Origin of the sequence: Pseudomonas sp. 1912-s (assembly GCF_029269205.1) — a bacterium.
In the GTDB taxonomy this organism is placed as follows: domain Bacteria; phylum Pseudomonadota; class Gammaproteobacteria; order Pseudomonadales; family Pseudomonadaceae; genus Aquipseudomonas.
Genome location: NZ_JARIXR010000002.1, coordinates 314,692 through 340,449 on the forward strand (window position 1 = coordinate 314,692; position 25,758 = coordinate 340,449).

Genomic DNA, 25,758 nt, shown 5'->3' on the forward strand with positions numbered 1-25,758 from the left:
CCTGCGCTGCGGGTGCCCATTGGACGTAAGTCTAGGTAGCGAATTGTCCTCAACGACTAGGGAAAAACCTTACATGAATATCGTCCAAACCCCGTAGAACGCCCACTAGGAAAACTTTCCGACGAAGTGCACATTGTTCGCCCTTCCGGCGATGTCTGAGTTCTGTGCTGGGAGATTGATCAGAACTGCCGAGAAACGTATGTCCGACCACGATATTTTGAGTGACGCCGAGCGCGAGGCCCTGAGCGCTGTTATGCAGGAGCCTGATTTACCGCCACAACGGGTTTTGATCGTGGATGACGACAAGGACTCTCGCGAACTGTTGGCGGAAATTCTTGGCCTGGACGGCATTCGCTGCATGACCGCAGACAGTGGCGAGGCGGCGTGGGACTTGTTGAGCTCCAGCAGTTCCATTGGCTTGCTGATCACCGACCTGCGCATGACCCCGAGCAACGGGCTGCAATTGATTCGCCAGGTGCGCGGGTCTACCCGGGCGGCGCTGCCGATCATCATCATGTCGGGGGACGCTGAAGCGCCGGACGTGATTGATGCCATGCATTTGAGCGTGGTGGACTTCTTGCTCAAGCCCATTGATAGCGCAAAGCTGGCGAAGATGGTGAAGCGGGAGTTGGGGATGGTGCAGTAAAACCCGGCGACCAAAAAAAAGCCCTGATCGGAAGATCAGGGCTTTTTCATTTCCAACGCTTGATTACAGACCGTTCTTGGCCTTGAACTCCCGGCGCCGACGGTGCAACACCGGCTCGGTGTAGCCGTTTGGCTGCTTGGTCCCTTCAACTACCAACTCCACCGCCGCCTGGAACGCGATGTTGCTGTCAAAATCGGGAGCCAGCGGGCGGTACAGCGCGTCACCGGCGTTCTGACGGTCCACCACCGGCGCCATGCGCTTGAGGCTTTCCATCACCTGGGCTTCATTGACGATGCCGTGGCGCAGCCAGTTGGCAATGTGCTGGCTGGAGATACGCAGGGTGGCGCGGTCTTCCATCAGGCCGACGTCGTTGATGTCCGGCACTTTCGAGCAACCCACGCCCTGGTCGATCCAGCGCACCACGTAACCGAGGATGCCCTGGGCGTTGTTGTCCAGTTCGTTGCGGATTTCTTCGTCGGACCAATCGGTATTCTGGGCCAGGGGAATGGTCAGGATGTCGTCCACCGAAGCGCGTTCGCGCTTGGCCAGTTCGGCCTGGCGGGCGAATACGTCAACCTTGTGGTAATGCAGCGCGTGCAGCGCGGCCGCCGTTGGCGACGGGACCCATGCCGTGTTGGCGCCGGCCAGCGGGTGAGCAATTTTCTGCTCCAGCATGGCGGCCATCAGGTCAGGCATGGCCCACATGCCTTTACCGATCTGTGCGCGACCTTGCAGGCCGGTGCTCAAGCCGATATCGACGTTCCAGTTCTCGTAGGCGCCGATCCATTTTTCAGCCTTCATGGCAGCCTTGCGCACCATCGCGCCAGCTTCCATGGAGGTGTGGATTTCGTCGCCGGTGCGGTCGAGGAAGCCGGTGTTGATAAACACCACGCGCTCGCTGGCCGCCTTGATGCAGGCCTTGAGGTTGACCGTGGTGCGGCGCTCCTCGTCCATGATCCCGACTTTAAGGGTGTTGCGTGGCAGCTTCAGCACGTCTTCGATGCGGCCGAACAGCTCGTTGGTGAACGCGGCTTCTTCCGGGCCGTGCATTTTCGGTTTAACGATGTAGACCGAACCGGTGCGGCTGTTCTTGCGGCTGGTGTTGCCGTTGAGGCTGTGGATCGCCGACAGGCTGGTGAGCAGGCCGTCGAGAATACCTTCCGGTACTTCGTTGCCGTCTTTGTCGAGGATCGCGTCGATGGTCATCAAGTGACCAACGTTACGCACGAACAGCAGCGAACGACCGTGCAGGGTCACGTCTTTACCGTCTGCGCCGGTGTACACGCGGTCGGCGTTCATGGTGCGGGTAAAGGTCTTGCCACCCTTGGCGACTTCTTCCGACAGGTCACCCTTCATCAGGCCGAGCCAGTTGCGGTAGATCACCACCTTGTCATCGGCATCGACGGCGGCGACGGAGTCTTCGCAGTCCATGATGGTGGTCAGGGCGGCTTCCATCAGCACGTCTTTCACGCCGGCGGCGTCGGTCTGGCCGACCGGGGTGCTGGCGTCGATCTGGATTTCGAAGTGCAGGCCGTTGTGCTTCAGCAGGACTGCGGTCGGCTTAGCGGCATCGCCCTGGTAGCCGATCAACTGGGCATCACTGCGCAGGCCGCTGTTGCTGCCGCCCTTGAGGCTGACCACGAGCTTGCCGTCGACGATCTTGTAGCCGGTGGAGTCCACGTGGCTGCCGGCAGCCAGCGGCGCGGCTTCGTCGAGGAAGGCGCGGGCGAAGGCGATAACCTTGTCGCCACGCACCTTGTTATAGCCTTTGCCCTTTTCGGCGCCGTCGGCTTCGCTGATGGCGTCGGTGCCATACAGCGCGTCATACAGGGAGCCCCAGCGCGCGTTCGAGGCGTTGAGGGCGAAACGGGCGTTCATCACCGGCACCACCAGCTGCGGGCCGGCCATGTGGGCAATTTCTTCGTCGACGTTTTGGGTCGATGCCTGGAAATCCGCGGCTTCTGGCAGCAGGTATCCGATATCTTGAAGGAAGGCTTTGTAGGCCACCGCGTCGTGGGCCTGGCCGGCGTGCGCCTGGTGCCAGGTGTCGATCCGCACTTGAAAATCGTCGCGTTTGGCGAGTAGGGCTTTGTTCTTCGGCGCCAGGTCGTGGATGACCTTGTCGGCACCGGCCCAGAACTGGTCGGCGGTAATGCCGGTACCAGGAATGGCTTCGTTGTTCACGAAGTCGAACAGGACTTTGGCGACCTGCAGGCCACCGACTTGAACGTGTTCAGTCATTGCTTGCCTCACTCTGCGGAGCTTATGCGCTTTTCAGCTTTTCAATTTACCAATGAAGCCTCTGGCCATGTAAACCGCGAATACGCCGCACCAGTACATGCCGATGAAGGCGGCTGGGCGGGCTGCGTCGCGGTGCGTGGTTGCCTTGGCAGACATCGACCTAACGTTATGTAGTGCGCGATTGGGCATACTACATGATGAGTTGCGGTTGTGAAAATTAGACTAAATACGTCGTTTAGCGACCCACTTTGGTTATACGGTCACAGTGGGGTACGGGATGTTCTCAAAAAACTATTGGATTGTTCCAGATAAATATAAAAATGGTACACGATTTGTTTTCGTGCCTACCTGAGTCCACCTTGATAGGTGCGAGGGGAACGCCTGGTTCCTACCTGATTTTCATAAGAAGAGGACGACACCATGGACCATCTCGTACTGACTGTCATCGCCCCGGACAAACCCGGCGTGGTCGAACGCATCGCCCAATGCATCGCGTCCCACGGCGGCAACTGGCTGGAAAGCCGCATGGCGCACATGGCCGGGCAGTTTGCCGGGATTTTGCGCGTGAGCGTGCCGGCGGAAAACCGTCTGGATTTGATCGGGGCGCTGGAAGACTTGTCCACCCACGGCATTCGCGTGCTGCTGGGGGAAAGCAGTTCGGTCGCCGCCAGTGAGTCGCAACCGATCGCCATGGCGCTGGTGGGCAATGACCGGCCGGGAATTGTTCGCGACATCACCGCGCTGCTCAGCAAGCAGGGCGTCAACCTGGAGCGCTTGATCACGGACGTGCGTCCGGCGCCGATGAGCAGCGACCTGTTGTTTCACGCCGAAGCCTTGCTGGCGGTGCCGTTGACGCTGCCGTTGGAGACGTTGCAGGCCGCGCTGGAAACCCTGGCGGATGACTTGATGGTGGAACTGGAACTACGCAGCGAGGAATAGTTGCCCACAAGGTTATGCATGGAAATCTTGCATGGGCCTGTGGATAACCTGTAGAGACCCGCGTCCAGCCCGCGCGGGCCGTGGCTCTTCGCCTGTTGAGCAAAAAACGAGCAGTTTCAAGGGCTTGTGCACAAACGCCGGGGACCAGGCTGTGGATAACCTTGGGGTGAATGGCTGCAAGCCACGCCGGCTATGGCTTGCAGGGGTTTGTACGTTATTTGATCAGTTTTTCCGCACGGTCAGCCAGGCGTCGAGGCTGTAGACCACCAGGCCGGCCCAGATAAAGCAGAAAGCGATCAGCGTGGCGGGCGCCAGGTGTTCGTTGAACAGCAGCACGGCTTCCAGCAGCACCAGGGTGGGCGCCACGTATTGCAGGAAGCCCAAGGCGGTGTAGGGCAAATGCCGCGCGGCGGCGTTGAAACACACCAGCGGGATCAACGTCACCGGGCCTGCCGCTACCAGCCACCACGCCTGCGAGGTGCTCCAGAACGCCATCTGCGCGCTGTGGGCGGACGGATTGAACAGCAGCCATGCGATGGCAATCGGCACCAGCATCCAGGTTTCCACCACCAGCCCGGGCAATGCCTTGACCGGCGCCTGCTTGCGGATCAACCCGTAGAAACCAAAGGTCGCGGCCAGCACCAGCGATACCCACGGCAGGCTGCCGACTTGCCACACCTGTTGCGCCACGCCGACCGCCGCCAGGCCCACGGCTACCCATTGCAGGCGGCGCAGGCGCTCGCCCAGGATCACCATGCCCAACAGCACGTTCACCAGCGGGTTGATGTAATAACCCAGGCTGGCCTCAAGCATGCGGCCGCTGTTCACCGACCATACATACGTCAGCCAGTTACCTGCGATCAAGGTGCCGCTCAGGGCCAGGATCGCCAGGCGCTTGGGGTTGTCCCGCAATTCGCGAAGCCAGCCCGGGTGTTTCCAGACCAGCAGTAGCAAACTGCCGAACAGCGCAGACCACAGCACGCGGTTAACGATGATTTCTGCGGCGGGAACGCTGGCGATGGCTTTGAAGTAGATCGGGAACAGGCCCCAGATGACGTAGGCGCTCAGGCCCAATATGTACCCGCGACGGGGGTTGGCGGCTTGCATGCAGAATCCTTGCTTAGGCAGCTAACAAAGCCACGATTGTAAGGATATTTGTCAGGGGATGTGTGTTGAAAGTGTAGGGCCCAAGGCTTGGGCCCAGACGATAGGAATCAGAACAGCTTCAGCGGTTCTTCATTGAGCGCCGACAACTGCTCGCGCAACGCCAACACTTGGTCGCCCCAGTAACGCTCGCTGCCAAACCACGGGAAACTGTGGGGGAACGCCGGGTCGTCCCAGCGGCGTGCAAGCCAGGCGCTGTAGTGCATCAGGCGCAGGGCCCGCAGTGGTTCGATCAGGGCCAGTTCGCGCGGGTCGAAGTCGTGGAATTCCTGGTAGCCGTCCATCAATTCCGAGAGTTGCCCCAGGCATTCCTGGCGGTCGCCGGCGAGCATCATCCACAGGTCTTGTACGGCAGGGCCCATGCGGCAATCGTCGAGGTCGACGATGTGGAACATCTCGTCGCGACACATCATGTTGCCGGGGTGGCAATCGCCGTGCATGCGGATGTTCTTGTGGGGCGTGGCCTTGTAGACCTCTTCCACACGCTTGAGCAGGTCGCGGGCCACGGACTCGTAGGCGGGCAGCAGGCTTTTGGGAATGAAATTTCCTTCCAGCAGGGTGTTCAGGGAATCGTGACCAAAATTCTTCACGCCCAGGGCTTCGCGGTGTTCGAAAGGGCGGGTGGAGCCGACCGCGTGCAGACGGCCGAGCAGCTGGCCGAGGCGATACAGTTGGTCGAGGTTGCCCGGCTCCGGCGCGCGGCCACCACGGCGCGGGAACAGGGTGAAGCGGAAACCGGCGTGTTCGAACAGGCTTTCGCCGTTGTGAATCATCGGCGCCACTACGGGCACTTCGCACTCGGCCAGTTCGAAGGTGAAGCTGTGTTCTTCGAGGATGGCTTCGTTGGTCCAGCGCTGGGGCCGGTAGAACTTGGCGATCAAGGGCTCGGAGTCTTCGATGCCGACCTGATAGACGCGGTTTTCGTAGCTGTTGAGCGCGAGGATGCGGGCGTCGCTGAGGAAACCGATGCTTTCGACAGCGTCGAGCACCAGGTCAGGGGTCAGTGTTTCAAACGGGTGTGCCATGCGAACTCCTGCGCGCAGCAGGGCGCCGCGTCCGGCCGGGTATGGTAACGCACCGGGGTCGAGATAGGTGGTGACTGTTAGTCCGCCATCGCGGGCAAGCCAGGCTCCCACAGGAGTACTCGGTCAACTGTGGGAGCCGGGCTTGCCCGCGATGGCGCCTTATCAGGCGCCGACGATCCCGCCATCATCCCGACGAATCGCCATCACCGAGGACCGTGGCTTGCCATTCGGCAGGTGTTCCGGCCAGGTCGAGCCACCGGTTTCCCCTGGATGCTGAATCCCCACAAACAGGGTTTTCTGGTCCGGCGAAAAGCTGATCCCGGTCACTTCACAGGCCACCGGCCCCACCATGAACCGCCGGATCTCACCGGTCGATGGGTCGGCACACAGCATCTGGTTATTACCCATCCCGTCAAAGTCGCCACCGTTGCTGTAGTCGCCATCGGTGAGGATCCACAACCGCCCGGCCTTGTCGAAGCCCAGGCCGTCCGGGCTGTTGAACATGTTCTGCGGGTTGATGTTGGACGAGCCGCCCTTTGGCGTCCCGGCATGCACGGTCGGGTTGCCAGCCACCACAAACAAGTCCCAGCTGAAATCCGGCGCGCCATGGTCGGAGGCAGAGGCCTTCCAGCGCAGGATCTGCCCGTAGACGTTTTTCTCCCGCGGGTTCGGGCCGCCCACCGGCTGCCCGTCTTCGCCGCGCTTGGCGTTGTTGGTCAGGGTGCAGTACACCTGGCCGTCGGTAGGGCTGACCACGATCCATTCCGGGCGGTCCATGCGGGTGGCTTTCACCACGCTGGCGGCCAGGCGTGCGTGGATCAGCACTTCGGCCTGGCTGGCAAAGCCGGTGTTGGCGTCGATGCCGTTCTTGCCGTAGGTCAGTTCGACCCATTGGCCCTGGCCCTTGGGATGGTCGGCATTGCCGTCGCCTGCATCGAAGATCGCCACGTACAAGGTGCCGTGGTCCAGCAGGTCCTTGTTGGCCTTGGGGTTCTTGTGGTTGATCTTGTCGCGGCTGATGAACTTGTAGATGAACTCGCCGCGCTCGTCGTCGCCCATGTACACCACGGCGCGGCCGTCGCGGGTTTCAGCCAGGGCGGCGTTTTCGTGCTTGAAGCGGCCCAGGGCGGTGCGTTTGACAGGGGTGGATTGCGGGTCGAACGGGTCGATTTCTACCACCCAGCCATGACGGTTGAGTTCGTTGGGGTTCTTGGCCATGTCGAAGCGCGAGTCGTGCTGATGCCAGTTGATGTCTTTGCTGGCGGCCACCACGCCGTAGCGTTTCTGCCCGGCGTCGAAGGTTTGTTGCGGGTTGCTGCTGCCGAAGCAGTCGGTGAAGTTTTCTTCGCAGGTGAGATAAGTGCCCCATGGGGTCTTGCCATTGGCGCAGTTCTGGAAAGTGCCGAGGACTTTTTTGCCGGTCTTGTCGGCGCTGGTTTTCAGCCAGGCATGGCCCGCGGCGGGGCCGCCGAAGCGGATCGGCGAGTTGCCGTGGATGCGCCGGTTGTAGCGCGAATCCTGGACGAACTGCCAGGTGTCGCCTTTACGCCTTACTTCAATCACTGACACACCTTCGCTGGCCAGCGCCTTGCGCACGTCTTCGGCCGATTGTGGCGCGCCGCCGTGGGCGTAGAGGTAGCGGTAGTTGGTGTATTCGTTGTTGATCGCCATCAGCGCGCGGTTGTTGTCCCCGGGGAAGGCGAACAGGCTCATGCCGTCGTTGTTGTCGCCGAACTGCTGTTCCTGGGCCTTGGCGGTGCCGTTGCCGCTGGGGTCGAAGGCTGGCGCATTCTTGTGCAGTGGCTGGCCCCAACTGATCAGCACCGAAGCGCTGTAGCCGGGCGGCAACGTGACGGTGTCGCTGGTGGCCGCGGCGATGCTGGCGAAACCCAGCAACGGGCTGTTCGACGCGGCGTTGACCGCCAGGGCGCTGCGGGTCAGCAGGTTGCCGCCGAGGAACATCGCCGCACCGCAGAGGGCGCCGGCGCCGATAAAACGCCGGCGGGTGAGGCCGACCATCTGTTCCAGGTCGGTGGCTTGGTTTTCTTCTAATAGGCTCATTTCAGGCTCCCTGCGGGTTTTTGCAGCCACCTTAGGGAGCGGTCGTGACGAAATTGTTGCAGTTTGAAGCGTTACGCGGGGGTGCCCAGCAGCACATTGCTGGGGGAGAACTGCACCTTCACCTGCAGGCCTTCGGCGGCCTTGAGCTGTACGAGCGCGTCGGGCTGGGCCAGGGCGCATAAAACCTGGCCATTGGGCAGGGTGATACGGACCTCGCTGGGGCCATCATCGGCGTCGAGAATGGCCTCGATTTTTCCTTCCAGGCAATTGTGTCCAGGTGTTGCGGACTGCTCCGCGGCCAGCACTTCAAGCCAGCCGGCCTTGATCAGGGCGACGACTTCGGTGCCGGTCTCCAGTTCCAGGTGCAAGGTGCTGTCGTGGGTGATTTGCGCATCCAGGCTCAGTCCTGCGGCCAGTTCCAGGCGAATCAGGTCGTTGCGACCGTGGCTGTGAATCGCAATGACCTTGCCGTGCAACTGGTTGCGCGCGCTGGTGCGCAGCATCAGGCGGCCCAGCAGGTTGAAGTCGCTGGCGTCTTCCGCGGAATCCAGCACCTGGGCTTGCACCACCTGCAGGCGTTGGTAGAGGCGTAGTACCCGTTCACCTTCGGCCGTCAGCCTGGCGCCGCCGCCGCCCTTGCCGCCGACGCTGCGCTCCACCAAGGGCTTTTGCGCCAGGTTGTTCAACTCGTCGATGGCATCCCACGCGGCCTTGTAGCTCAAGCCCGCGCTCTTCGCCGCGCGGGTGATGGAGCCTTGCTCGGCAATGTGTTGCAGCAGGGCAATACGCTGGGGGCGGCGGACGATATGTTGGCTCAGGAGGGATGGCAGGGACATGGGTACACGCTTTGATGGAATGGACAGACGTTGCGGGTAGGGCGCCTCGGAGTCAAGTCATGTGCCCGGCTTGGGTGTACGCGCCAGGCAATACACATCAACCTGCCGCGCGCCGGCGTCCATCAACAGCCGGGCGAGGCTGTTGGCAGTGGCGCCGGTGGTGAGTACGTCGTCGATCAGCGCCAGGTGCCGGCCTTTGACCTGGGCATTGTCCGCCAAGGCAAAGGCCTGGAGCAGGTTGCGCTGACGGGTCTTGGCGTCCAGCGCCTGTTGCGCCACGGTTTCATGAGGCCGTAACAGCAGGTGCTCATCGTAAGGGATGTTCAGGTCCTTGCTCAGCCAGCGCGCGAGCATCGCCGCCTGGTTGTAACCCCGTTCGCGCAGGCGTTTGCGGGCCAAGGGTACGGGCAGCAGGCAGTCGGGGCGCGCGAGGCCGGCATCGTCATACCGATGTTGCAGGAATTGCCCCAGCAGGTGCGCAAGCAAATGGCCCAGCGGCCAGCGCGCCTGATGCTTGAAGCGGCTGATCAGGCTGTCGACGGGAAAGCTGTAGGCCCAGGGTGCAACCACTTGTTTAAACGCCGGCGGTCGCTTCACGCATTGGCCGCACACCAGGCCCGCCATGGGTAACGGCAGTGCGCACACGTCGCACTGATCCATCAGCCAGGGCAACTCGGTTTCGCAGACGTTGCAGATGGGATGGGCGGTTTCGCTGTACTCATCGCAGACTAAACAGGGTTGGTTGCTTTTTAACCAGATGTAAACCTTGTGTTTGTTGTCGAGTTGACAGTGCATGAATCTTCCTTAAATATGCCGAGCATCCGTGTCGTGCCTGTGGGTATTACTCCCCGCAGGGCTTGCCAAAGCATAATCAAGGAATCGCCCATGAGCGCCAGCATCACTGCCAACCTGCGTCACGATTGGTCTTTAGCCGAAGTCAAAGCGCTGTTTGTCCAGCCCTTCAATGACCTGTTGTTCCAGGCGCAGACCGTGCACCGCGCGCATTTCGACGCCAACCGCGTCCAGGTTTCCACGCTGCTGTCGATCAAGACCGGTGCCTGCCCGGAAGATTGCAAATATTGTCCGCAGTCGGGCCACTACAACACTGGCCTGGAAAAAGAAAAGCTGATGGAAGTGCAGAAGGTCCTCGAAGAGGCCGCCCGCGCCAAGGCCATCGGTTCGACCCGTTTCTGCATGGGCGCCGCCTGGAAGCATCCGTCGGCCAAAGACATGCCCTACGTGCTGGAAATGGTCAAAGGCGTGAAAGCCATGGGCCTGGAAACCTGCATGACCCTCGGCCGTCTCGACCAGGACCAGACCGAAGCCCTGGCCCAGGCCGGCCTCGACTACTACAACCACAACCTCGACACCTCGCCGGAGTTCTACGGCTCGATCATCACCACCCGCACCTACAGCGAGCGCCTGCAAACCCTGGCGTACGTGCGTGAATCGGGGATGAAGATCTGCTCGGGCGGCATCCTCGGCATGGGCGAGTCGCTGGACGACCGCGCGAACCTGCTGATCCAACTGGCCAACCTGCCGGAGCACCCGGAATCGGTGCCGATCAACATGCTGGTGAAAGTCGCCGGTACCCCGCTGGAAAATGCCGACGACATCGACCCGTTCGACTTCATCCGCATGCTCGCCGTGGCGCGCATCCTGATGCCGCAGTCCCATGTGCGGCTGTCGGCCGGGCGTGAAGCGATGAACGAGCAGATGCAGGCCCTGGCGTTTTTTGCCGGCGCCAACTCGATTTTCTACGGCGATAAACTCCTGACCACCGCCAACCCGCAGGCGGACAAGGACATGCAGCTGTTCTCGCGCCTGGGCATCCTGCCGGAAGCCCGTGAAGAGCATGCCGATGAAGTGCACCAAGCGGCGATCGAGCAGGCGCTGGTGGAGCAAAAGAGCAGCGAGCAGTTCTACAACGCGGCTGTTTAAGCCATTTCTCCTGCCGACGTGCGATCCAGTGTGGGAGCTGGCTTGCCTGCGATAGCGGTCTATCAGACGCATTGATGCTGAATGTGCCGCCGTCATCGCAGGCAAGCCAGCTCCCACAGGGTTGACCGCGTTCGGTTTGCTTAATCGAGGTCTCATGTCTTTCGATCTCGCCGCGCGTCTTGCGGCCCGTCGTGCCGAACACCTGTATCGTCAACGTCCACTGCTGCAGAGCCCGCAAGGCCCTGAAGTGGTGGTCGATGGCCAGCCGTTGCTGGCGTTCTGCAACAACGATTACCTCGGCCTGGCCAATCACCCGCAAGTGATCGAAGCCTGGCGTGCGGGCGCGGCGCGCTGGGGTGTGGGCGGTGGCGCTTCGCACCTGGTGATCGGCCACAGCACGCCGCACCATGAACTGGAAGAAGCCCTGGCCGACCTCACCGGTCGCCCGCGAGCACTGCTGTTCACCACCGGTTACATGGCCAACCTCGGCGCCGTCACGGCGTTGGTGGGGCAGGGCGATACGGTGCTCGAAGACCGCCTTAACCACGCCTCGTTGCTGGATGCCGGTTTGCTCTCCGGGGCGCGCTTCAATCGATACCTGCACAACGACGCCGAAAGCCTGGCCAAGCGTCTGGAGAAAGCCACCGGCAATACGCTGGTGGTGACCGACGGCGTGTTCAGCATGGACGGCGATGTGGCCGACCTGCCGGCGCTGGCCCGTGAAGCCCGGGCCAAGGGCGCATGGCTGATGGTGGATGACGCCCATGGCTTCGGGCATTTGGGCGCCAACGGTGGCGGGATCGTCGAGCATTTTGGCCTGAGCCAGGAGGACGTGGCGGTATTGGTGGGCACCCTGGGCAAGGCGTTTGGTACTGCCGGGGCATTTGTGGCAGGCAGTGAGGAACTGGTCGAAAGCCTGATCCAGTTTGCCCGCCCGTATATCTACACCACCAGCCAACCGCCGGCGCTGGCCTGCGCCACGCTGAAAAGCCTGGAACTGCTGCGCACCGAGCATTGGCGGCGTGAGCATCTTAACGGGCTGATCCGCCAATTCCGCCTGGGCGCCGAGCAGATCGGCCTGGAGCTGATGGACAGTTTCACGCCGATCCAGCCGATCATGATTGGCGACAGTGCCCGTGCCGTGCGCTTGTCGCAGATGTTGCGCGAGCGTGGGCTGATGGTGACTGCGATCCGGCCACCGACTGTGCCCGCTGGCAGCGCGCGACTGCGGGTGACCCTGACAGCGGCCCACAGTGCGGCGCAGGTGCAGCTATTGTTAAGCGCATTGGAAGAGTGTTTCCGCTTGTTAGGCCAGGAGCCCGACCATGCGTGATCGACTGATATTGCTGCCCGGCTGGGGCCTCGGCGTTTCGCCGCTGGAGCCGTTGGCGGCGGCGTTGCAGGGGCTGGATGAACACTTGCAGGTGCAGATCGAACCGTTGCCGGACGTGGAGTCGGACGACCTTCAAGAGTGGCTCGATGAGCTGGATTCGACCTTGCCCCAAGACGTCTGGCTGGGTGGTTGGTCCCTCGGCGGCATGCTTGCTGCCGAGTTGGCCGCCCGGCGCGGTGATCATTGTTGCGGTTTGCTCACCTTTGCCAGCAACGCAAGCTTCGTGGCCTGGTCCCGCTGGGACCATGGCATGCACGAAGAGGATTTTATTGCGTTTCTTAACGGTTGCCGCCTTGATCCGGTTGCGACGTTAAAACGCTTCAGTCTGCTTTGCGCCCGGGGTTCCAGCGATCCCCGATCACTTGCTCGGCTATTGCTGGCGGGTGCCCCTAAAACCTCCGCGCAGACCTTGCTCAGTGGTCTGGAGCTGTTGGGCCGATTGGACACCCGCCAGGCGTTGGTCGACTTTCAAGGGCCGCAGTTGCATCTGTTTGCCGGGCTAGACGGGCTGGTTCCGGCTGAAGTGGCCAGTGAGTTGTTCGCCTTGTTGCCCGATGTTGAAATCGGCCTGATTGAACAGGCCGGTCACGCTTTTCTACTGGAGGACCCCCACGGTGTGGCGGGGGCCATCCAGGCTTTTTTGCATGAGTGCGGTGATGACTGATTTATCCCATCCTGCGCTGCCCGGCGGCTTGCCAGACAAGCGCCAGGTAGCGGCCTCCTTTTCTCGCGCAGCGGCCAGTTACGACAGCGTTGCCGAATTGCAACGCGCGGTGGGCAGCGAGCTGCTGCGGCGTCTGCCGGAAGGTATTTCGCCGCAACGCTGGCTGGACCTGGGCTGCGGCACGGGTTATTTCAGTCGTGTGCTGGGCCAGTCATTTCCGGACAGCCAAGGCGTGGCCCTGGACATTGCCGAAGGCATGCTCAACCACGCCAGGCCCTTGGGCGGCGCGCAGCACTTTATCGCTGGCGATGCCGAGCGCTTGCCCTTGCAGGACGCCAGCTGCGGGCTGATCTACTCCAGTTTGGCGGTGCAGTGGTGCTCGGATTTTGCAGCAGTGCTCAGCGAAGCACATCGTGTGTTGCAGCCCGGCGGTGTGCTGGCGTTTGCCAGCCTGTGCGTGGGTACGCTGGATGAGTTGCGCGAAAGCTGGCGCGCGGCGGATGGCATGGTTCATGTGAACCGCTTCCGGCCGTTCAGTGCTTATGAGCAGTTGTGCGCGGCCAGTGGCTTGCGGGTGCGTAGCCTGGAGCAGCGTCCCCACGTGCTGCATTACCCCGACGTGCGCAGCCTGACCCACGAATTGAAAGCCTTGGGTGCGCACAATCTGAACCCGGGGCGCCCCGGAGGCTTGACGGGCCGGGCGCGGATTGTTGCACTGGTGCAAGCCTACGAGCAGTTCCGCCAGGGCCAAGGCCTGCCGGCGACCTATCAAGTGGTGTACGCCGTCCTGGAGAAACCTCTATGAGTGCCGCTTACTTCATCACGGGGACCGACACCGACGTCGGCAAGACCACCGTCGCCGCCGGCCTGCTACATGCCGCGCGGCAAGCCGGCAAGAGCACCGCGGCGGGCAAGCCGGTGGCCTCGGGCTGCCAGCTGACGCCCAAGGGCCTGCGCAATTCGGATGCCCTGGCGTTGCTGGCTGAGTGTTCGTTACCCTTGACCTATGCCGAGGTCAACCCGGTGGCGTTCGAGCCGGCCATCGCACCGCATCTGGCGGCCCGCGAAGCCGGAGTGGCGCTGACGGTTCAATCGTTGTTGAAGCCCATGCAGCATATTCTCGCCAAGCAGGCCGACTTCACCCTGATTGAGGGCGCGGGCGGTTGGCGCGTGCCCTTGGCGGATCAGGACAACCTCTCGGACCTGGCCCAGGCATTGAAGCTGCCGGTGATTCTGGTGGTGGGCGTGCGGCTGGGTTGCATCAGCCATGCGTTGCTGACCGCCGAAGCCATCGCCCGGGACGGTCTGCCACTGGCAGGCTGGGTAGCGAATATCATCGACCCCAAGACCTCTCGTCTGGAAGAAAACCTCGCGACCCTGGCCGAGCGGCTGCCTGCGCCATGCCTGGGAAGGGTGCCAAAACTCAAGCATCCCGGCGCTGAAGCGGTGGCGGAGTACTTGCAACTGGACCTGCTTGACTAGTTTTGCCTATGGCTAAGGCATTATGCCATTAGTGTTTTTAACGGGCGTTTTGCCAGTAGGTCTGCTTCAATAACGGTTCACGATTCTCTTACAGGCAGGTTCACGCCATGGAAATCTCTGGTAGCAGTGCGTTTTACTCGGGGCTGAGCGCGATTCAGACCGGGCAGAACCGTGTCGACCAGGCCGCCGGCAAGATCGCCAGCGCCGCCACTACCCAGCCTTCGGACGCACAAAATGATCGGCTGCGTTCGGTAGACGCCAATCAGGCAAGCAATTCGGCCAGCAATATGGTCGAGATGGCCCAAGGCAAGTTCCAGGTCGAGTTGGGCGCCAAAGTCGCCAAGGCTTCCGACGAAATGCTCGGCACGTTGATCGACACTTACGCATAACCCCCTCTTATCGTGCGAGCTGGCTTCTCTGTGGGAGCTGGCTTGCCTGCGATAGCGTCACCTCGATCCTCCTGATACACCGCGGCGCCCGCATCGCAGGCAAGCGAGCTCCCACCTTGATCTTCACCGCTCAATAATCTTTCTTCACGCTGAATCGTCATGCGGCATTTCGCTGCAGGCCTCGCCGTGCCTGACGTTGACCCACGTCATGACAAACGGCATTTGCGCGACGCTTGACAAGGATTGGTCGTAAACGTATGTTTCAAACAACTGTTTGACCGCAATAACACATCCACGCGGTTGTTCATCCCAGATACATCAGCAGAGGTTTATCGCTATGCCTGACTACAAGGCCCCCTTGCGTGATATTCGCTTCGTTCGTGACGAACTGCTTGGCTATGAAGCGCACTATCAGAGCCTGCCGGCTTGCCAGGACGCTACCCCGGACATGGTTGACGCCATTCTGGAAGAAGGCGCCAAGTTCTGTGAGCAGGTACTGGCACCGCTGAACCGCGTGGGTGACATCGAAGGTTGCACCTGGAGCGAGTCAGGCGTTAAAACCCCTACCGGTTTCAAAGAAGCCTACAAACAATTCGTTGAAGGCGGCTGGCCGAGCCTGGCCCACGACGTGGCGCACGGTGGCCAAGGCCTGCCGGAGTCCCTGGGCCTGGCGGTCAGCGAAATGGTCGGTGAAGCCAACTGGTCGTGGGGCATGTACCCAGGCCTGTCCCATGGCGCGATGAACACCATTTCCGAGCACGGCACCCCCGAGCAGCAAGAGGCTTACCTGACCAAACTGGTGTCGGGCGAGTGGACCGGCACCATGTGCCTGACCGAACCGCACTGCGGCACCGACCTGGGCATGCTGCGCACCAAGGCCGAACCTCAGGCTGACGGTTCCTACAAGGTTTCCGGCACCAAGATCTTCATCTCGGCCGGTGAACACGACATGGCCGACAACATCGTCCACATCGTGCTGGCCCGCCTGCCGGATGCACCGGCCGGCACCAAAGGCATTTCGCTGTTCATCGTTCCCAAGTTCGTACCGAACGCAGACGGTTCGATCGGTGAGCGCAACGCGGTGTCCTGCGGTTCCCTGGAACACAAGATGGGCATCCACGGTAACGCCACTTGCGTGATGAACTTCGACGCGGCCACCGGTTTCCTGATCGGCCCGGCGAACAAAGGCCTGAACTGCATGTTCACCTTTATGAACACCGCTCGTTTGGGTACCGCGCTGCAAGGCTTGTCCCACGCTGAAATCGGCTTCCAGGGCGGCCTGAAATATGCCCGCGACCGCCTGCAAATGCGCTCCCTGACTGGCCCGAAAGCGCCGGACAAGGCAGCCGACCCGATCATCGTGCACCCTGACGTGCGCCGCATGCTGCTGACCATGAAAGCCTTCGCCGAAGGCAACCGCGCGATGGTGTACTTCACCGCCAAGCAGGTTGACGTGGTCAAGTACGGCACCGACGACGAAGCCAAGAAACAGGCTGACGCACTGCTGGCCTTCATGACCCCGATTGCCAAGGCGTTCATGACCGAAGTCGGTTTTGAAGCCGCCAACCATGGCGTGCAAATCTATGGCGGCCACGGCTTCATCGCCGAGTGGGGCATGGAGCAGAACGTTCGCGACAGCCGCATTTCGATGCTGTACGAAGGCACCACCGGCATCCAGGCCCTGGACCTGCTGGGCCGTAAAGTGCTGATGACCCAAGGCGAAGCGCTGAAGGGCTTCACCAAGATCGTGCACAAGTTCTGCCAGGCTAACGAAGGCAACGAAGCCGTACAGGAATTCGTTGCACCGCTGGCGGCACTGAACAAAGAGTGGGGCGAGTTGACCATGAAGGTCGGTATGGCCGCCATGAAAGACCGCGAAGAAGTCGGTGCCGCCTCGGTGGATTACCTGATGTACTCCGGCTACGCGTGCCTGGCTTACTTCTGGGCCGACATGGCCCGCCTGGCTGCCGAGAAATTGGCTGCCGGCACCACCGAAGAAGGCTTCTACACCGCCAAACTGCAGACCGCGCGCTTCTACTTCCAGCGCATCCTGCCGCGTACCCGCACCCACGTAGCAACCATGCTGTCGGGCGCCAACAACCTGATGGACATGAAAGAAGAGAACTTCGACCTGGGCTACTAAGCCTCGGCGGGTTCATTTCAAAAAGCCGCCGCTCCTTCGGGAGCGGCGGTTTTTTTTGCGCGATAAAAAACCACAGCGCAGGACTCAGGGATTGCGCGGAGCGGCCGTTAAAGTGATGGCAATGTGATACGCATCACATCGAATGTGCTTAACTGTGATCAGTGAAGGCACTGTGCCATCTTTTTTAGTGGGTCGGAGCTTTACCCTTGTCGCGCGCGTCCGCTGTACGTTTCAGTCATTTTTTACCTTCACTGCTATTACTGCTGGCGGGGCTCTCGGCTGCGTACGTGAAGGATCTCAATGTGTTCTTCACTTCACTGTTCAACGTGCTGCCGACCCTGGTGTTGCTGCTGGGCGGCTCGTACTGCGCGGTCTACCGTCGCCAGCGCGAGCTGTTCCTGATGATCACGGTGTACGTCATCTATTTCCTGCTGGACACCCAGACCGATTACTACCGTGACAATGGCCGGGTCCGGGAAGACGCGGCGGTGGTCTTCCATCTGTGCTGCCTGTTGCTGCCGCTGCTGTTCGGCATCTATGCGGTCTGGCAGGAAAAAACCCACCTGTTTCGCGACTTCGTCGCACGTTGCGCGGTGTTGTTTGCGGTTGGCAGTGTGGCGCTGGCCCTTGAACAAAGTTTCCCCCACGCCTTGTTGAACTGGCTGGCCGAGATCCGCTGGCCCGCCTTGCATGGCCGCTGGATGAGCCTGATCCAGTTGTCCTACCCGATGTTCCTGATTGGTTTTGTCACCCTGGCCGCGCAGTACTGGTACCAGCCAAGGCCGCTGCACGCCGCGCAACTGGTGGGCTTGATCGGGTTGTTCTGGATGTTGCCGCAGACCTTCATCCTGCCGTTCACGCTGAATATCATGTGCAGCCAGGTGATGCTGATGATTGCCGCCGGTGTGGCGCACGAGGCGTATCAAATGGCCTTCCGTGACGAGCTGACCGGGCTGCCGGGGCGCCGCGCGCTCAATGAGCGTATGCAGCGCCTGGGGCGCAACTATGTGCTGGCCATGGGCGACGTCGATCACTTCAAACGCTTCAACGACACCCATGGCCACGACGTGGGTGACCAGGTATTGCGCCTGGTGGCCAGCAAGCTGTCGAAGGTCAACGGCGGCGGCCGCGCCTACCGATATGGCGGTGAAGAGTTTGCGGTGGTGTTCGCCGGCAAGACCCTCGATGAATGCCTTCCGCACCTGGAAGAGATTCGCGAAATCATCGCCAACTACGACATCAAGCTGCGTAACCCGGACCGTCCCCACGACGACCAACAGGGTCGCCAGCGTCGTGCTGGCAGTGGCGCTTCCAGCGTGTCGGTGACCGTCAGCATCGGCGTGGCCGAGCGTCAGGCTGAGCAGCGCACGCCCGAAGAAGTGCTCAAATCCGCCGACCAGGCGTTGTACAGCGCCAAGGGCGCCGGGCGTAATTGCGTGGTGGCCGCGGGGCAAAGCCGCCGGGGCGCGGTGCGCATGGGCGGTGCTGCCGGTTGAGTGATGGTGCTGTATTCAGCGGCCCTACAGTGATTGTCCGGCAGGCCGCGCGGCAGTAGGTTGAAGGTATCTGCTGCCGGAGACATTGCCATGCCTGACTATAAAGCTCCCCTGCGCGACATGCGCTTTCTGATCGATCACGTCTTTGATTTCCACGGCCACTATGCGGCGCTCGGGGCGAACGATGCCAGCCCGGACATGGTGGGCGCGATCCTCGAAGAAGGCGCGAAATTCTGCGAAAACGTGCTGTCACCGTTGAACCGCTCCGGCGATGAAGAAGGCTGCCATTTCGACAACGGTGTGGTGACCACGCCGAAAGGCTTCAAGGAAGCCTTCGCCCAGTACGTGGAAGGCGGCTGGCACGGTTTGGCGGCAGACCCGGCCTACGGCGGCCAAGGCTTGCCGATGTCCCTCGGGCTGGTGCTTGCCGAGATGATCGCCTCCAGCAACACCTCCTGGGGCATGTACCCCGGCCTGACTCACGGTGCGATGTCGGCGATTCACGCCCACGGCACTGACGAACAGAAAAACACGTACCTGAGCAAACTCACCGCAGGCCAGTGGACCGGCACCATGTGCCTGACCGAAGCCCATTGCGGCACCGACCTGGGGCTGATCAAGACCCGCGCCGTGCCTCAGGCAGACGGCAGCTACGCGGTCACCGGCAGCAAGATTTTCATCTCGGCCGGCGAGCACGACATGAGTGAAAACATCATCCACCTGGTGTTGGCCAAGCTGCCGGACGCACCGGCCGGGACCAAGGGTATCTCGCTGTTTATCGTGCCCAAGTTCCACGCCGATTCGGGTGAGCGCAACGGTGTGAGCTGTGGCTCCATCGAGCACAAGATGGGCATCAAGGCTTCGGCCACCTGCGTGCTGAACTTCGATGGCGCCCGGGGGTTCCTGATTGGTGAGGCGAACAAGGGCCTCAACTGCATGTTCACCATGATGAACCATGCACGCCTGGGCACCGGGATGCAGGGCCTTTGCCTGGGTGAGGCCAGCTTCCAGGGCGCGATCAAGTACGCCAACGATCGCTTGCAGATGCGCTCGCTGACCGGCGCCAAGGCTCCGGAAAAAGCCGCCGACCCGATCATCGTCCACCCGGATGTGCGGCGCATGTTGCTCACCATGAAAGCCTTCAACGAAGGCAACCGGGCGTTGACCTATTTCACCGCACAGTTGCTCGATACCGCGCACCTGAGTGCTGACGAGGGCCAGCGCCAGGAGGCTGAAGACTTGTTGGCGTTTCTCACGCCGATCTGCAAGGCCTTCATGACCGAAACCGGGCTGGAGGTGACCAACCACGGCATGCAAGTGTTCGGCGGCCATGGCTTTATTCGTGAATGGGGCATGGAGCAGCTGGTTCGCGATTGCCGGATTGCGCCGATCTATGAAGGGACCAACGGTATCCAGGCGTTGGATTTGCTCGGGCGCAAGGTGCTCGGCAGCCAGGGCAAGCTGCTGCGGGGCTTTACCAAAATCGTCCACAAGTTCTACGCGGCCAATGCCGAGCATCCGCAACTCAAGGCCCATGTGGCGCAGCTCAACCAGTTGAATCAACAGTGGGGCGAGCTGACGGTCAAGGTAGGCATGGCGGCGATGAAAAACCCCGATGAAGTCGGCGCCGCCGCTCTGGATTACTTGATGTACAGCGGCTATATCATCCTCGCCTACCTGTGGCTGCGCATGGCGCTGGTGGCACAAGAGCAGTTGGACAGCAGCAGCGGTGATGCCGATTACCATCGGGGCAAACTGGCCACGTGCGAGTTCTACTTCAAGCGCCTGTTGCCACGCACGGCAGCCCATCGGGCGGCGGTGGAGGCGGGCAGTGAGTGCCTGATGAGTCTGCCGGCGGAGCTTTTTGCACTTTAGTGACCGTAAAATACTTGTTGGTCACAAGCAGACCCTATGTGTCACAAAAGTTGTTCGGTTACACTCGGGGTCTGTAAAACTGACACCACCCGAATCACTTTTAAGTTCTCACGAGGTTTGCCATGGCTGACTACAAAGCGCCGCTGCGCGATATGCGCTTCGTCCTCAACGAAGTTTTCGAGGTCGCCAAACTCTGGGCCCAACTGCCCGCGCTGGCGGAGACCGTCGACGCCGAGACCGTTGAGGCAATCCTCGAAGAAGCCGGCAAAGTCACCTCCAAGACCGTCGCCCCGCTCAGCCGCGGCGGCGACGAAGAAGGCTGCCGCTGGGAGAATGGCGCGGTCTTCACCCCGGCCGGCTTCAAGGACGCCTACAAAACCTACGCCGAAGGCGGCTGGGTGGGCGTAGGTGGCGACCCAACCTACGGCGGCATGGGCATGCCCAAGGCGGTGTCGGCCCAGGTTGAAGAGATGATCAACTCCTCGGGCCTGGCCTTCGGCCTGTACCCGATGCTGACCTCCGGCGCCTGCGTGTCGATCAACACCCACGCCAGCGAAGAACTCAAAGCCACTTACCTGCCGAATATGTACTCCGGCGTGTGGGCCGGTTCCATGTGCCTGACCGAGCCGCATGCGGGCACTGACCTGGGGATTATCCGGACCAAGGCCGAGCCTCAGGCGGACGGTTCCTACAAGGTCAGCGGGACCAAGATCTTCATCACCGGTGGCGAGCACGACCTCACCGACAACATCATCCACCTGGTGCTGGCCAAGCTGCCGGACGCACCGGCGGGCCCCAAGGGCATCTCGCTGTTCCTGGTGCCCAAGTTCATGGTGAATGCCGATGGCAGCCTGGGCGCGCGCAACCCGGTGACCTGTGGCTCCATCGAACACAAGATGGGCATCCAGGCGTCCGCGACCTGCGTGATGAACTTCGACGAAGCCGTGGGCTACCTGGTGGGCGAACCCAACCGTGGCCTGGCGGCGATGTTCACCATGATGAACTATGAGCGTCTGGGCGTCGGCATTCAGGGCCTGGCCTCCGGCGAGCGCTCTTATCAGAACGCTATCGAATATGCCCGCGACCGCCTGCAAAGCCGTTCGCCAACCGGTCCGAAGGCCAAGGACAAGGTCGCCGACCCGATCATCGTCCACCCGGACGTGCGTCGCATGCTGCTGACCATGAAAGCCTCTAACGAAGGTGGCCGCGCATTCTCCACCTACGTCGCGATGCAGTTGGATACCGCCAAGTTCAGCGAAGACGCCACCGCCCGCAAACGTGCGGACGACCTGGTGGCCTTGCTGACCCCGGTGGCGAAGGCGTTCCTGACCGACCTGGGCCTGGAAACCACCGTGCACGGCCAGCAGATTTTCGGCGGCCACGGCTACATTCGCGAATGGGGCCAGGAGCAACTGGTACGCGATGTGCGCATCACCCAGATCTACGAAGGCACCAACGGCATTCAGGCCCTGGACCTGGTAGGGCGCAAGATCGTCGGCAGCGGCGGCGCGTTCTACAAGTTGTTCGCCGACGAGATTCGCCATTTCACCGGCACGGCCGGTGCCGAACTGGCCGAGTTCACCAAACCGCTGAACGCGGCGGTGGATGACCTGGACGAACTGACGGCCTGGTTGCTGGATCGCGCCAAGTCAAACCCGAATGAAATCGGTGCGGCGTCGGTGGAGTACCTGCACGCCTTCGGCTACATGGCGTACGCCTACATGTGGGCGCTGATGGCCAAGGCGGCCTTGGGCAAAGAAGCTCAGGAAGACTTCTACGCCAGCAAACTGGGCACCGCGCGTTTCTACTTTGCCCGCTTGCTGCCGCGGATCGCGTCCCTCAGTGCTTCGGTAAAAGCCGGTAGCGAATCGCTGTTTTTGCTGGATGAAGCCCAGTTCTAAGGGCTTGGAGGGCGTGTAAGCATTCTCTTACATGACGTGCTGCTATTCGTCCTCTATCGCCATATTGGATCCACGGATAATCTACTTCACATGGACGTCGCGCAGGAAGCGCAAAGCAACAACACGGACACGTAGGATTCTGCCAGGAAGGCGGAGTGAAATGGATGTCAGGGAAACAGTCTGCAAAGCCCCGCTTCGGCGGGGTTTTCTTTTGCCTGCGAAAAAGTCAGACAGGCGCGTTCATCACGTCTTCCAGCAGCGTGCGCAACAACTCCAGCGTCGCCTGCTGACGCTGCACATCCCGGCACACCAACCCGACTTTCAACGGCACCCGTGGTTCGCTCAACGGTTTCCACAGCAACCCCTTGCTGTTGTGTTCGTCCTGGGAGCGTCCGGGCAGCACTGTCGCCAGCTTGGTGTGGGGCAGGCTGTCGAGAATCCCCACCATCGTATTCAGCTCTGCCTGCACTTGCGGGCGTCGGCCCAGGTTGGCCAGTTGGCCTTGCCATATCTGCCGCACCTGAAACTCTTCCCCGAGCAGTAACATCGGCAACTCGGCGGCCTGCTTCAAGGAGACTTTCTTGAATTCCCGCAACGGGTGGTCGGACGGGATGACCACTTTCAGTTCATCTTCATACAACAGCACGCCGTGCAGCCCCGGCTGGTGCGGCGGCAGGTAGCTGATGCCGATATCCAGCGAGCCATTGAGCAGCCGGCGTTCGATTTCCATACCGGTCAATTCGTAGATCTGCACCACCAGGTGCGGCTGCGCCTTGCGCACCCGTTCGAGCATCTGCGGCACCAGGCTGGTGTGCACGGTTTGCAGCACGCCGATCGCCAGGGTGCGCAATGCCTGGCCCTTGAAGTTGCGCAGCGCCTCGACGGCATGCTGCATGCCGTCGAGCAGGGGCAGGGCATGGTTGTACAACGTGTGGGCGGCGAGGGTCGGCAGCAAGCGTTTGCTGCTGCGTTCGAACAGGCTCACATCGAGGTTCTGTTCGAGCTGGCGAATCTGCTGCGACAAAGCCGGCTGGGAGATCGACAGGCGCTCTGCAGCCCGCCCCACGTGGCCTTCTTCATACACCGCGACGAAATAACGCAGTTGCTTGAAATCCATAAGTAATGCTTATCGAAAAAGCTGGAAAATCGAAATGGCCGAGTGCCCCCGAGACGCCTAGTCTAGCGCCTATTCACAGGGCTTACAGGGCCGGAAAGCGCGATGAGTAGTGTTTATGTTGACGGTGTTTGCATAGGCAGGGCAAAAAACCTCAGCCATGGGTTGATCGGTAATACCGACCAAGGTGCGATTGCCAGCGGGGTTCATTCATGAACCTGTTCAACCTGCGTCGCCCGGTCCCCAGCCTGGATGATCTGATTCTCGACGCGAAAACCCCGACACTGCGCGACGACCTTTCCAGCGACTGCCTGATGCCCAGCCTAGTCCGGCCGCCCCACGTGTTCGTGCGCGGCCAGGGCTCCTGGCTGTGGGACAGCGAAGACCGTGCCTACCTCGACTTCAATCAGGGCGGCGGCGCCAACAGCCTGGGTCACAGCCCGCAAGCATTGACCAAGGCGTTGGCCGATCAGGCCCAGTCGCTGATCAATCCTGGTAACGGCCTGCACAACCGCGCTCAACTGAACCTCGCCGACCGCCTGTGCCATCGTACCGGCAGCGACCAGGCCTACCTGCTCAACAGCGGTGCCGAAGCCTGCGAAGCGGCGATCAAGCTGGCGCGCAAATGGGGTCAGCTCCATCGCGGCGGCGCCTATCGCATCATCACCGCCAGCAACGGTTGCCATGGCCGCAGTTTTGCCGCGATGTCGGCCTCGGCGGCCGCCAGTGAAAACCGCTTCGAGCCGCAGTTGCCGGGCTTCAGTCACGTGCCGTTCAACGACCTGCCGGCGCTACATGCAGCGGTCGACGCGCAAACCGTGGCAATCATGCTGGAACCGATCCAGAACGATGCCGGCGTGATTCCCGCGACCGAGTATTACCTCAAGGGCGTCGAGCGCCTGTGCCGCGAACTGGGGATACTGCTGATCCTCGATGAAGTGCAAACCGGCACCGGCCGTTGCGGCACCTTACTCGCCGAACAGCACTATGGCGTCCGCGCCGACATCATCACCCTGGGCAAAGGCCTGGGTGGCGGTGTGCCATTGGCGGCGTTGCTGGCGCGGGGCAAGGCGTGTTGTTTTGAACTCGGTGAGCTGGAAGGCACCCACCACGGCAACGCGCTGATGGCATCTGCTGGCGTGGCGGTGCTCGATACGGTGCTGAACCACGGATTTCTTGAGCACCTATGCGACGTTGGTGCCTACCTGGGCGAAGGGCTGGCACGACTGGCTCATCGTTATGGCCAGGGCGAATTGCGCGGCCAGGGCCTCCTATGGGGACTGACCCTGTCGGAAGACTCGGCAGATGCAGTGGTAAAGGCAGCGCTGAGTGAAGGTCTGATCCTGGGCGCGCCGCAACCCGACTGCCTGCGCTTCACCCCGGCGCTCACGTTGAGCAAAAGCAACGTCGACGAAATGCTCCTGCGCCTGGCCCGGGCCTTTTCCCGGGTGCGCACCGCGCAGCTGCAATGCCGCAAGGGCATTGCCGTTTAACCCCTTATTTCCTGAACCGTCTCGCGGTATACGCGGCGCCTCCAGCCTGATTCTTTTGGCTGGGGGCGTTTTTTTTGTCTCGAAATTTTTGGATTGAAAAGGGTGCTTGAGCATCATTGGGAAAAGTGGCTTTTTAGCGGACGTCGGCAAGGACTGCCGATTGGGCGTGAAGATTTTTACCATGCTCTATTTCTAATCTATACCACTGGGTGGTATGTTTTTGGGAAGGGATGCCTTATGAGGCTCAGGCTGTTCAAAACGCGGAATTTTGCTATCGCAGCCAGCAAGGCCTGGATATGTGATTCGGAATTGAGGGAAGCTTTCACCGAAATGCTTGGCGGCCAAGCCGATAATTTGGGCGGCGGTGTTTGGAAAAAGCGTTTGAATCAGAACCGACATCGTTCAATTGTCTTGGCCAAGGGTAGGCATTACTGGGTTTATCAATTGCTATTTGCCAAGCAGAACCAAAGCAATATCAGTCAAAGCGAACTGGTTTGGTTTCGGTCGCTGGCTAAGACTTATGAAGGTTTCAGCGAAGCGCAGATTCAGCAGATGCTGGATCTCAGGGAGTTTGTGGAGATACATCATGACCAAGAAATATAAAAGTGAGGCGTTTGAGTCCATTCATCAATCCGCCGAAGCGCTTTATGCCATAGGCGCCATTAATAAAACGACTCTTCGTGAGTTCGACGAGGCATGCCTTGCGGATATCCCGGCACAAATCCCGGCCGAGCAAATCAAACAACTGCGCGAGCGCAGCCACGTCAGCCAACCTGTCTTTGCCCGCTACTTGAACACCAGCGCCTCCACGGTGAAGCAATGGGAGTCAGGTGAGAAAAGGCCCAGCGGCATGGCGCTCAAGCTGTTGAGCATCGTGCAGAAGCACGGTTTGGAAATCCTGGCCTGAGGATGGCCCGTTGCCAGATCCCACTGAACCCTCACGAACGCCCAAGGT

At 61.1% G+C, this 25,758-nt stretch carries 22 protein-coding genes; 15 read left to right on the forward strand and 7 right to left on the reverse strand.

Annotation, left to right across the window (positions count from 1 at the left end; all coding sequences use genetic code 11):
* The first annotated feature begins 199 nt into the window (after positions 1 to 199).
* Positions 200 to 646 carry a response regulator gene (locus P3C29_RS04240; protein ID WP_169386975.1) on the forward strand — a complete coding sequence of 149 codons (447 nt, stop codon included), beginning with the start codon at positions 200 to 202 and terminating at the stop codon, positions 644 to 646.
* A 63-nt stretch (positions 647 to 709) separates the two neighbouring features.
* Here P3C29_RS04240 and P3C29_RS04245 read toward each other — a convergent pair whose 3' ends face one another.
* Complete coding sequence (locus P3C29_RS04245; RefSeq protein WP_010167444.1) at positions 710 to 2,887, reverse strand: malate synthase G; 2,178 nt, start codon at positions 2,885 to 2,887, stop codon at positions 710 to 712.
* A gap of 420 nt (positions 2,888 to 3,307) precedes the next feature.
* On the opposite strand from P3C29_RS04245, the gene P3C29_RS04250 reads away from it, so the two are divergent.
* Positions 3,308 to 3,826, forward strand: coding sequence for an ACT domain-containing protein (locus P3C29_RS04250; protein WP_010167442.1), 519 nt, complete (start codon positions 3,308 to 3,310; stop codon positions 3,824 to 3,826).
* Between the two features lie 222 nt (positions 3,827 to 4,048).
* Here P3C29_RS04250 and rarD read toward each other — a convergent pair whose 3' ends face one another.
* The 5 genes from rarD to P3C29_RS04275 form a co-directional block, all read right to left on the reverse strand.
* Positions 4,049 to 4,933, reverse strand: a complete 885-nt coding sequence (gene rarD, locus P3C29_RS04255) for an EamA family transporter RarD (RefSeq protein ID WP_275963954.1) — start codon at positions 4,931 to 4,933, stop codon at positions 4,049 to 4,051.
* 107 nt (positions 4,934 to 5,040) lie between these two features.
* Entirely contained in the window at positions 5,041 to 6,015 is a 975-nt protein-coding gene (locus P3C29_RS04260) for a serine/threonine protein kinase (protein ID WP_177043214.1), read from the reverse strand.
* A 162-nt stretch (positions 6,016 to 6,177) separates the two neighbouring features.
* Positions 6,178 to 8,076, reverse strand: coding sequence for a PhoX family phosphatase (locus P3C29_RS04265; protein ID WP_275963955.1), 1,899 nt, complete (start codon positions 8,074 to 8,076; stop codon positions 6,178 to 6,180).
* Positions 8,077 to 8,147: 71 nt separating this feature from the next.
* A complete protein-coding gene (locus P3C29_RS04270; RefSeq protein WP_275963956.1) occupies positions 8,148 to 8,912 on the reverse strand; it encodes a TOBE domain-containing protein in 765 nt (254 codons plus the stop codon).
* Positions 8,913 to 8,969: 57 nt separating this feature from the next.
* The gene (locus P3C29_RS04275) at positions 8,970 to 9,707 is read right to left on the reverse strand and encodes a ComF family protein (protein ID WP_275963957.1); all 738 of its coding nucleotides are present in this window, start codon (positions 9,705 to 9,707) and stop codon (positions 8,970 to 8,972) included.
* Positions 9,708 to 9,797: 90 nt separating this feature from the next.
* Here P3C29_RS04275 and bioB point away from each other — a divergent pair, with 90 nt between their 5' ends.
* The 10 genes from bioB (at position 9,798) to P3C29_RS04325 (ending at position 22,196) form a co-directional block, all read left to right on the forward strand.
* Complete coding sequence (gene bioB / locus P3C29_RS04280) at positions 9,798 to 10,853, forward strand: biotin synthase BioB (protein ID WP_010167432.1); 1,056 nt, start codon at positions 9,798 to 9,800, stop codon at positions 10,851 to 10,853.
* 154 nt (positions 10,854 to 11,007) lie between these two features.
* Positions 11,008 to 12,186 (forward strand): 8-amino-7-oxononanoate synthase, encoded by a 1,179-nt coding sequence (bioF, locus tag P3C29_RS04285; RefSeq protein ID WP_275963958.1) that lies wholly within the window; start codon positions 11,008 to 11,010, stop codon positions 12,184 to 12,186.
* The gene (locus tag P3C29_RS04290; RefSeq protein WP_003211068.1) at positions 12,179 to 12,910 is read left to right on the forward strand and encodes an alpha/beta fold hydrolase; all 732 of its coding nucleotides are present in this window, start codon (positions 12,179 to 12,181) and stop codon (positions 12,908 to 12,910) included. Before bioF ends, P3C29_RS04290 begins: the two co-directional genes overlap by 8 nt.
* Positions 12,903 to 13,715 carry a malonyl-ACP O-methyltransferase BioC gene (bioC, locus tag P3C29_RS04295; protein WP_275963959.1) on the forward strand — a complete coding sequence of 271 codons (813 nt, stop codon included), beginning with the start codon at positions 12,903 to 12,905 and terminating at the stop codon, positions 13,713 to 13,715. The genes P3C29_RS04290 and bioC overlap by 8 nt, the downstream gene beginning before the upstream one ends.
* Positions 13,712 to 14,392: a dethiobiotin synthase gene (bioD, locus tag P3C29_RS04300; protein ID WP_010167429.1), complete on the forward strand. Its 681-nt coding sequence runs from the start codon at positions 13,712 to 13,714 to the stop codon at positions 14,390 to 14,392. The genes bioC and bioD overlap by 4 nt, the downstream gene beginning before the upstream one ends.
* A 107-nt stretch (positions 14,393 to 14,499) precedes the next feature.
* Positions 14,500 to 14,781 (forward strand): hypothetical protein, encoded by a 282-nt coding sequence (locus tag P3C29_RS04305; RefSeq protein WP_010167428.1) that lies wholly within the window; start codon positions 14,500 to 14,502, stop codon positions 14,779 to 14,781.
* Positions 14,782 to 15,118: 337 nt separating this feature from the next.
* On the forward strand, positions 15,119 to 16,924 hold the full coding sequence (locus tag P3C29_RS04310; RefSeq protein ID WP_008434376.1) for a phenylacyl-CoA dehydrogenase: 1,806 nt from the start codon (positions 15,119 to 15,121) through the stop codon (positions 16,922 to 16,924).
* 206 nt (positions 16,925 to 17,130) lie between these two features.
* The gene (locus P3C29_RS04315; RefSeq protein WP_275963960.1) at positions 17,131 to 18,420 is read left to right on the forward strand and encodes a GGDEF domain-containing protein; all 1,290 of its coding nucleotides are present in this window, start codon (positions 17,131 to 17,133) and stop codon (positions 18,418 to 18,420) included.
* 90 nt (positions 18,421 to 18,510) lie between these two features.
* Entirely contained in the window at positions 18,511 to 20,295 is a 1,785-nt protein-coding gene (locus P3C29_RS04320) for an acyl-CoA dehydrogenase C-terminal domain-containing protein (RefSeq protein WP_275963961.1), read from the forward strand.
* Between the two features lie 122 nt (positions 20,296 to 20,417).
* The gene (locus tag P3C29_RS04325; protein WP_169386983.1) at positions 20,418 to 22,196 is read left to right on the forward strand and encodes an acyl-CoA dehydrogenase C-terminal domain-containing protein; all 1,779 of its coding nucleotides are present in this window, start codon (positions 20,418 to 20,420) and stop codon (positions 22,194 to 22,196) included.
* A 226-nt stretch (positions 22,197 to 22,422) separates the two neighbouring features.
* Here P3C29_RS04325 and P3C29_RS04330 read toward each other — a convergent pair whose 3' ends face one another.
* On the reverse strand, positions 22,423 to 23,313 hold the full coding sequence (locus P3C29_RS04330; protein WP_275963962.1) for a LysR family transcriptional regulator: 891 nt from the start codon (positions 23,311 to 23,313) through the stop codon (positions 22,423 to 22,425).
* A gap of 209 nt (positions 23,314 to 23,522) precedes the next feature.
* Here P3C29_RS04330 and P3C29_RS04335 point away from each other — a divergent pair, with 209 nt between their 5' ends.
* From P3C29_RS04335 to P3C29_RS04345, 3 genes are all read left to right on the forward strand, one after another.
* Positions 23,523 to 24,803 carry an aminotransferase class III-fold pyridoxal phosphate-dependent enzyme gene (locus P3C29_RS04335; protein ID WP_275963963.1) on the forward strand — a complete coding sequence of 427 codons (1,281 nt, stop codon included), beginning with the start codon at positions 23,523 to 23,525 and terminating at the stop codon, positions 24,801 to 24,803.
* 237 nt (positions 24,804 to 25,040) lie between these two features.
* Positions 25,041 to 25,406, forward strand: coding sequence for a type II toxin-antitoxin system RelE/ParE family toxin (locus P3C29_RS04340; RefSeq protein WP_201125525.1), 366 nt, complete (start codon positions 25,041 to 25,043; stop codon positions 25,404 to 25,406).
* Positions 25,390 to 25,710 carry a DNA-binding transcriptional regulator gene (locus P3C29_RS04345; protein ID WP_063026725.1) on the forward strand — a complete coding sequence of 107 codons (321 nt, stop codon included), beginning with the start codon at positions 25,390 to 25,392 and terminating at the stop codon, positions 25,708 to 25,710. Before P3C29_RS04340 ends, P3C29_RS04345 begins: the two co-directional genes overlap by 17 nt.
* Positions 25,711 to 25,758 lie beyond the last annotated feature (48 nt).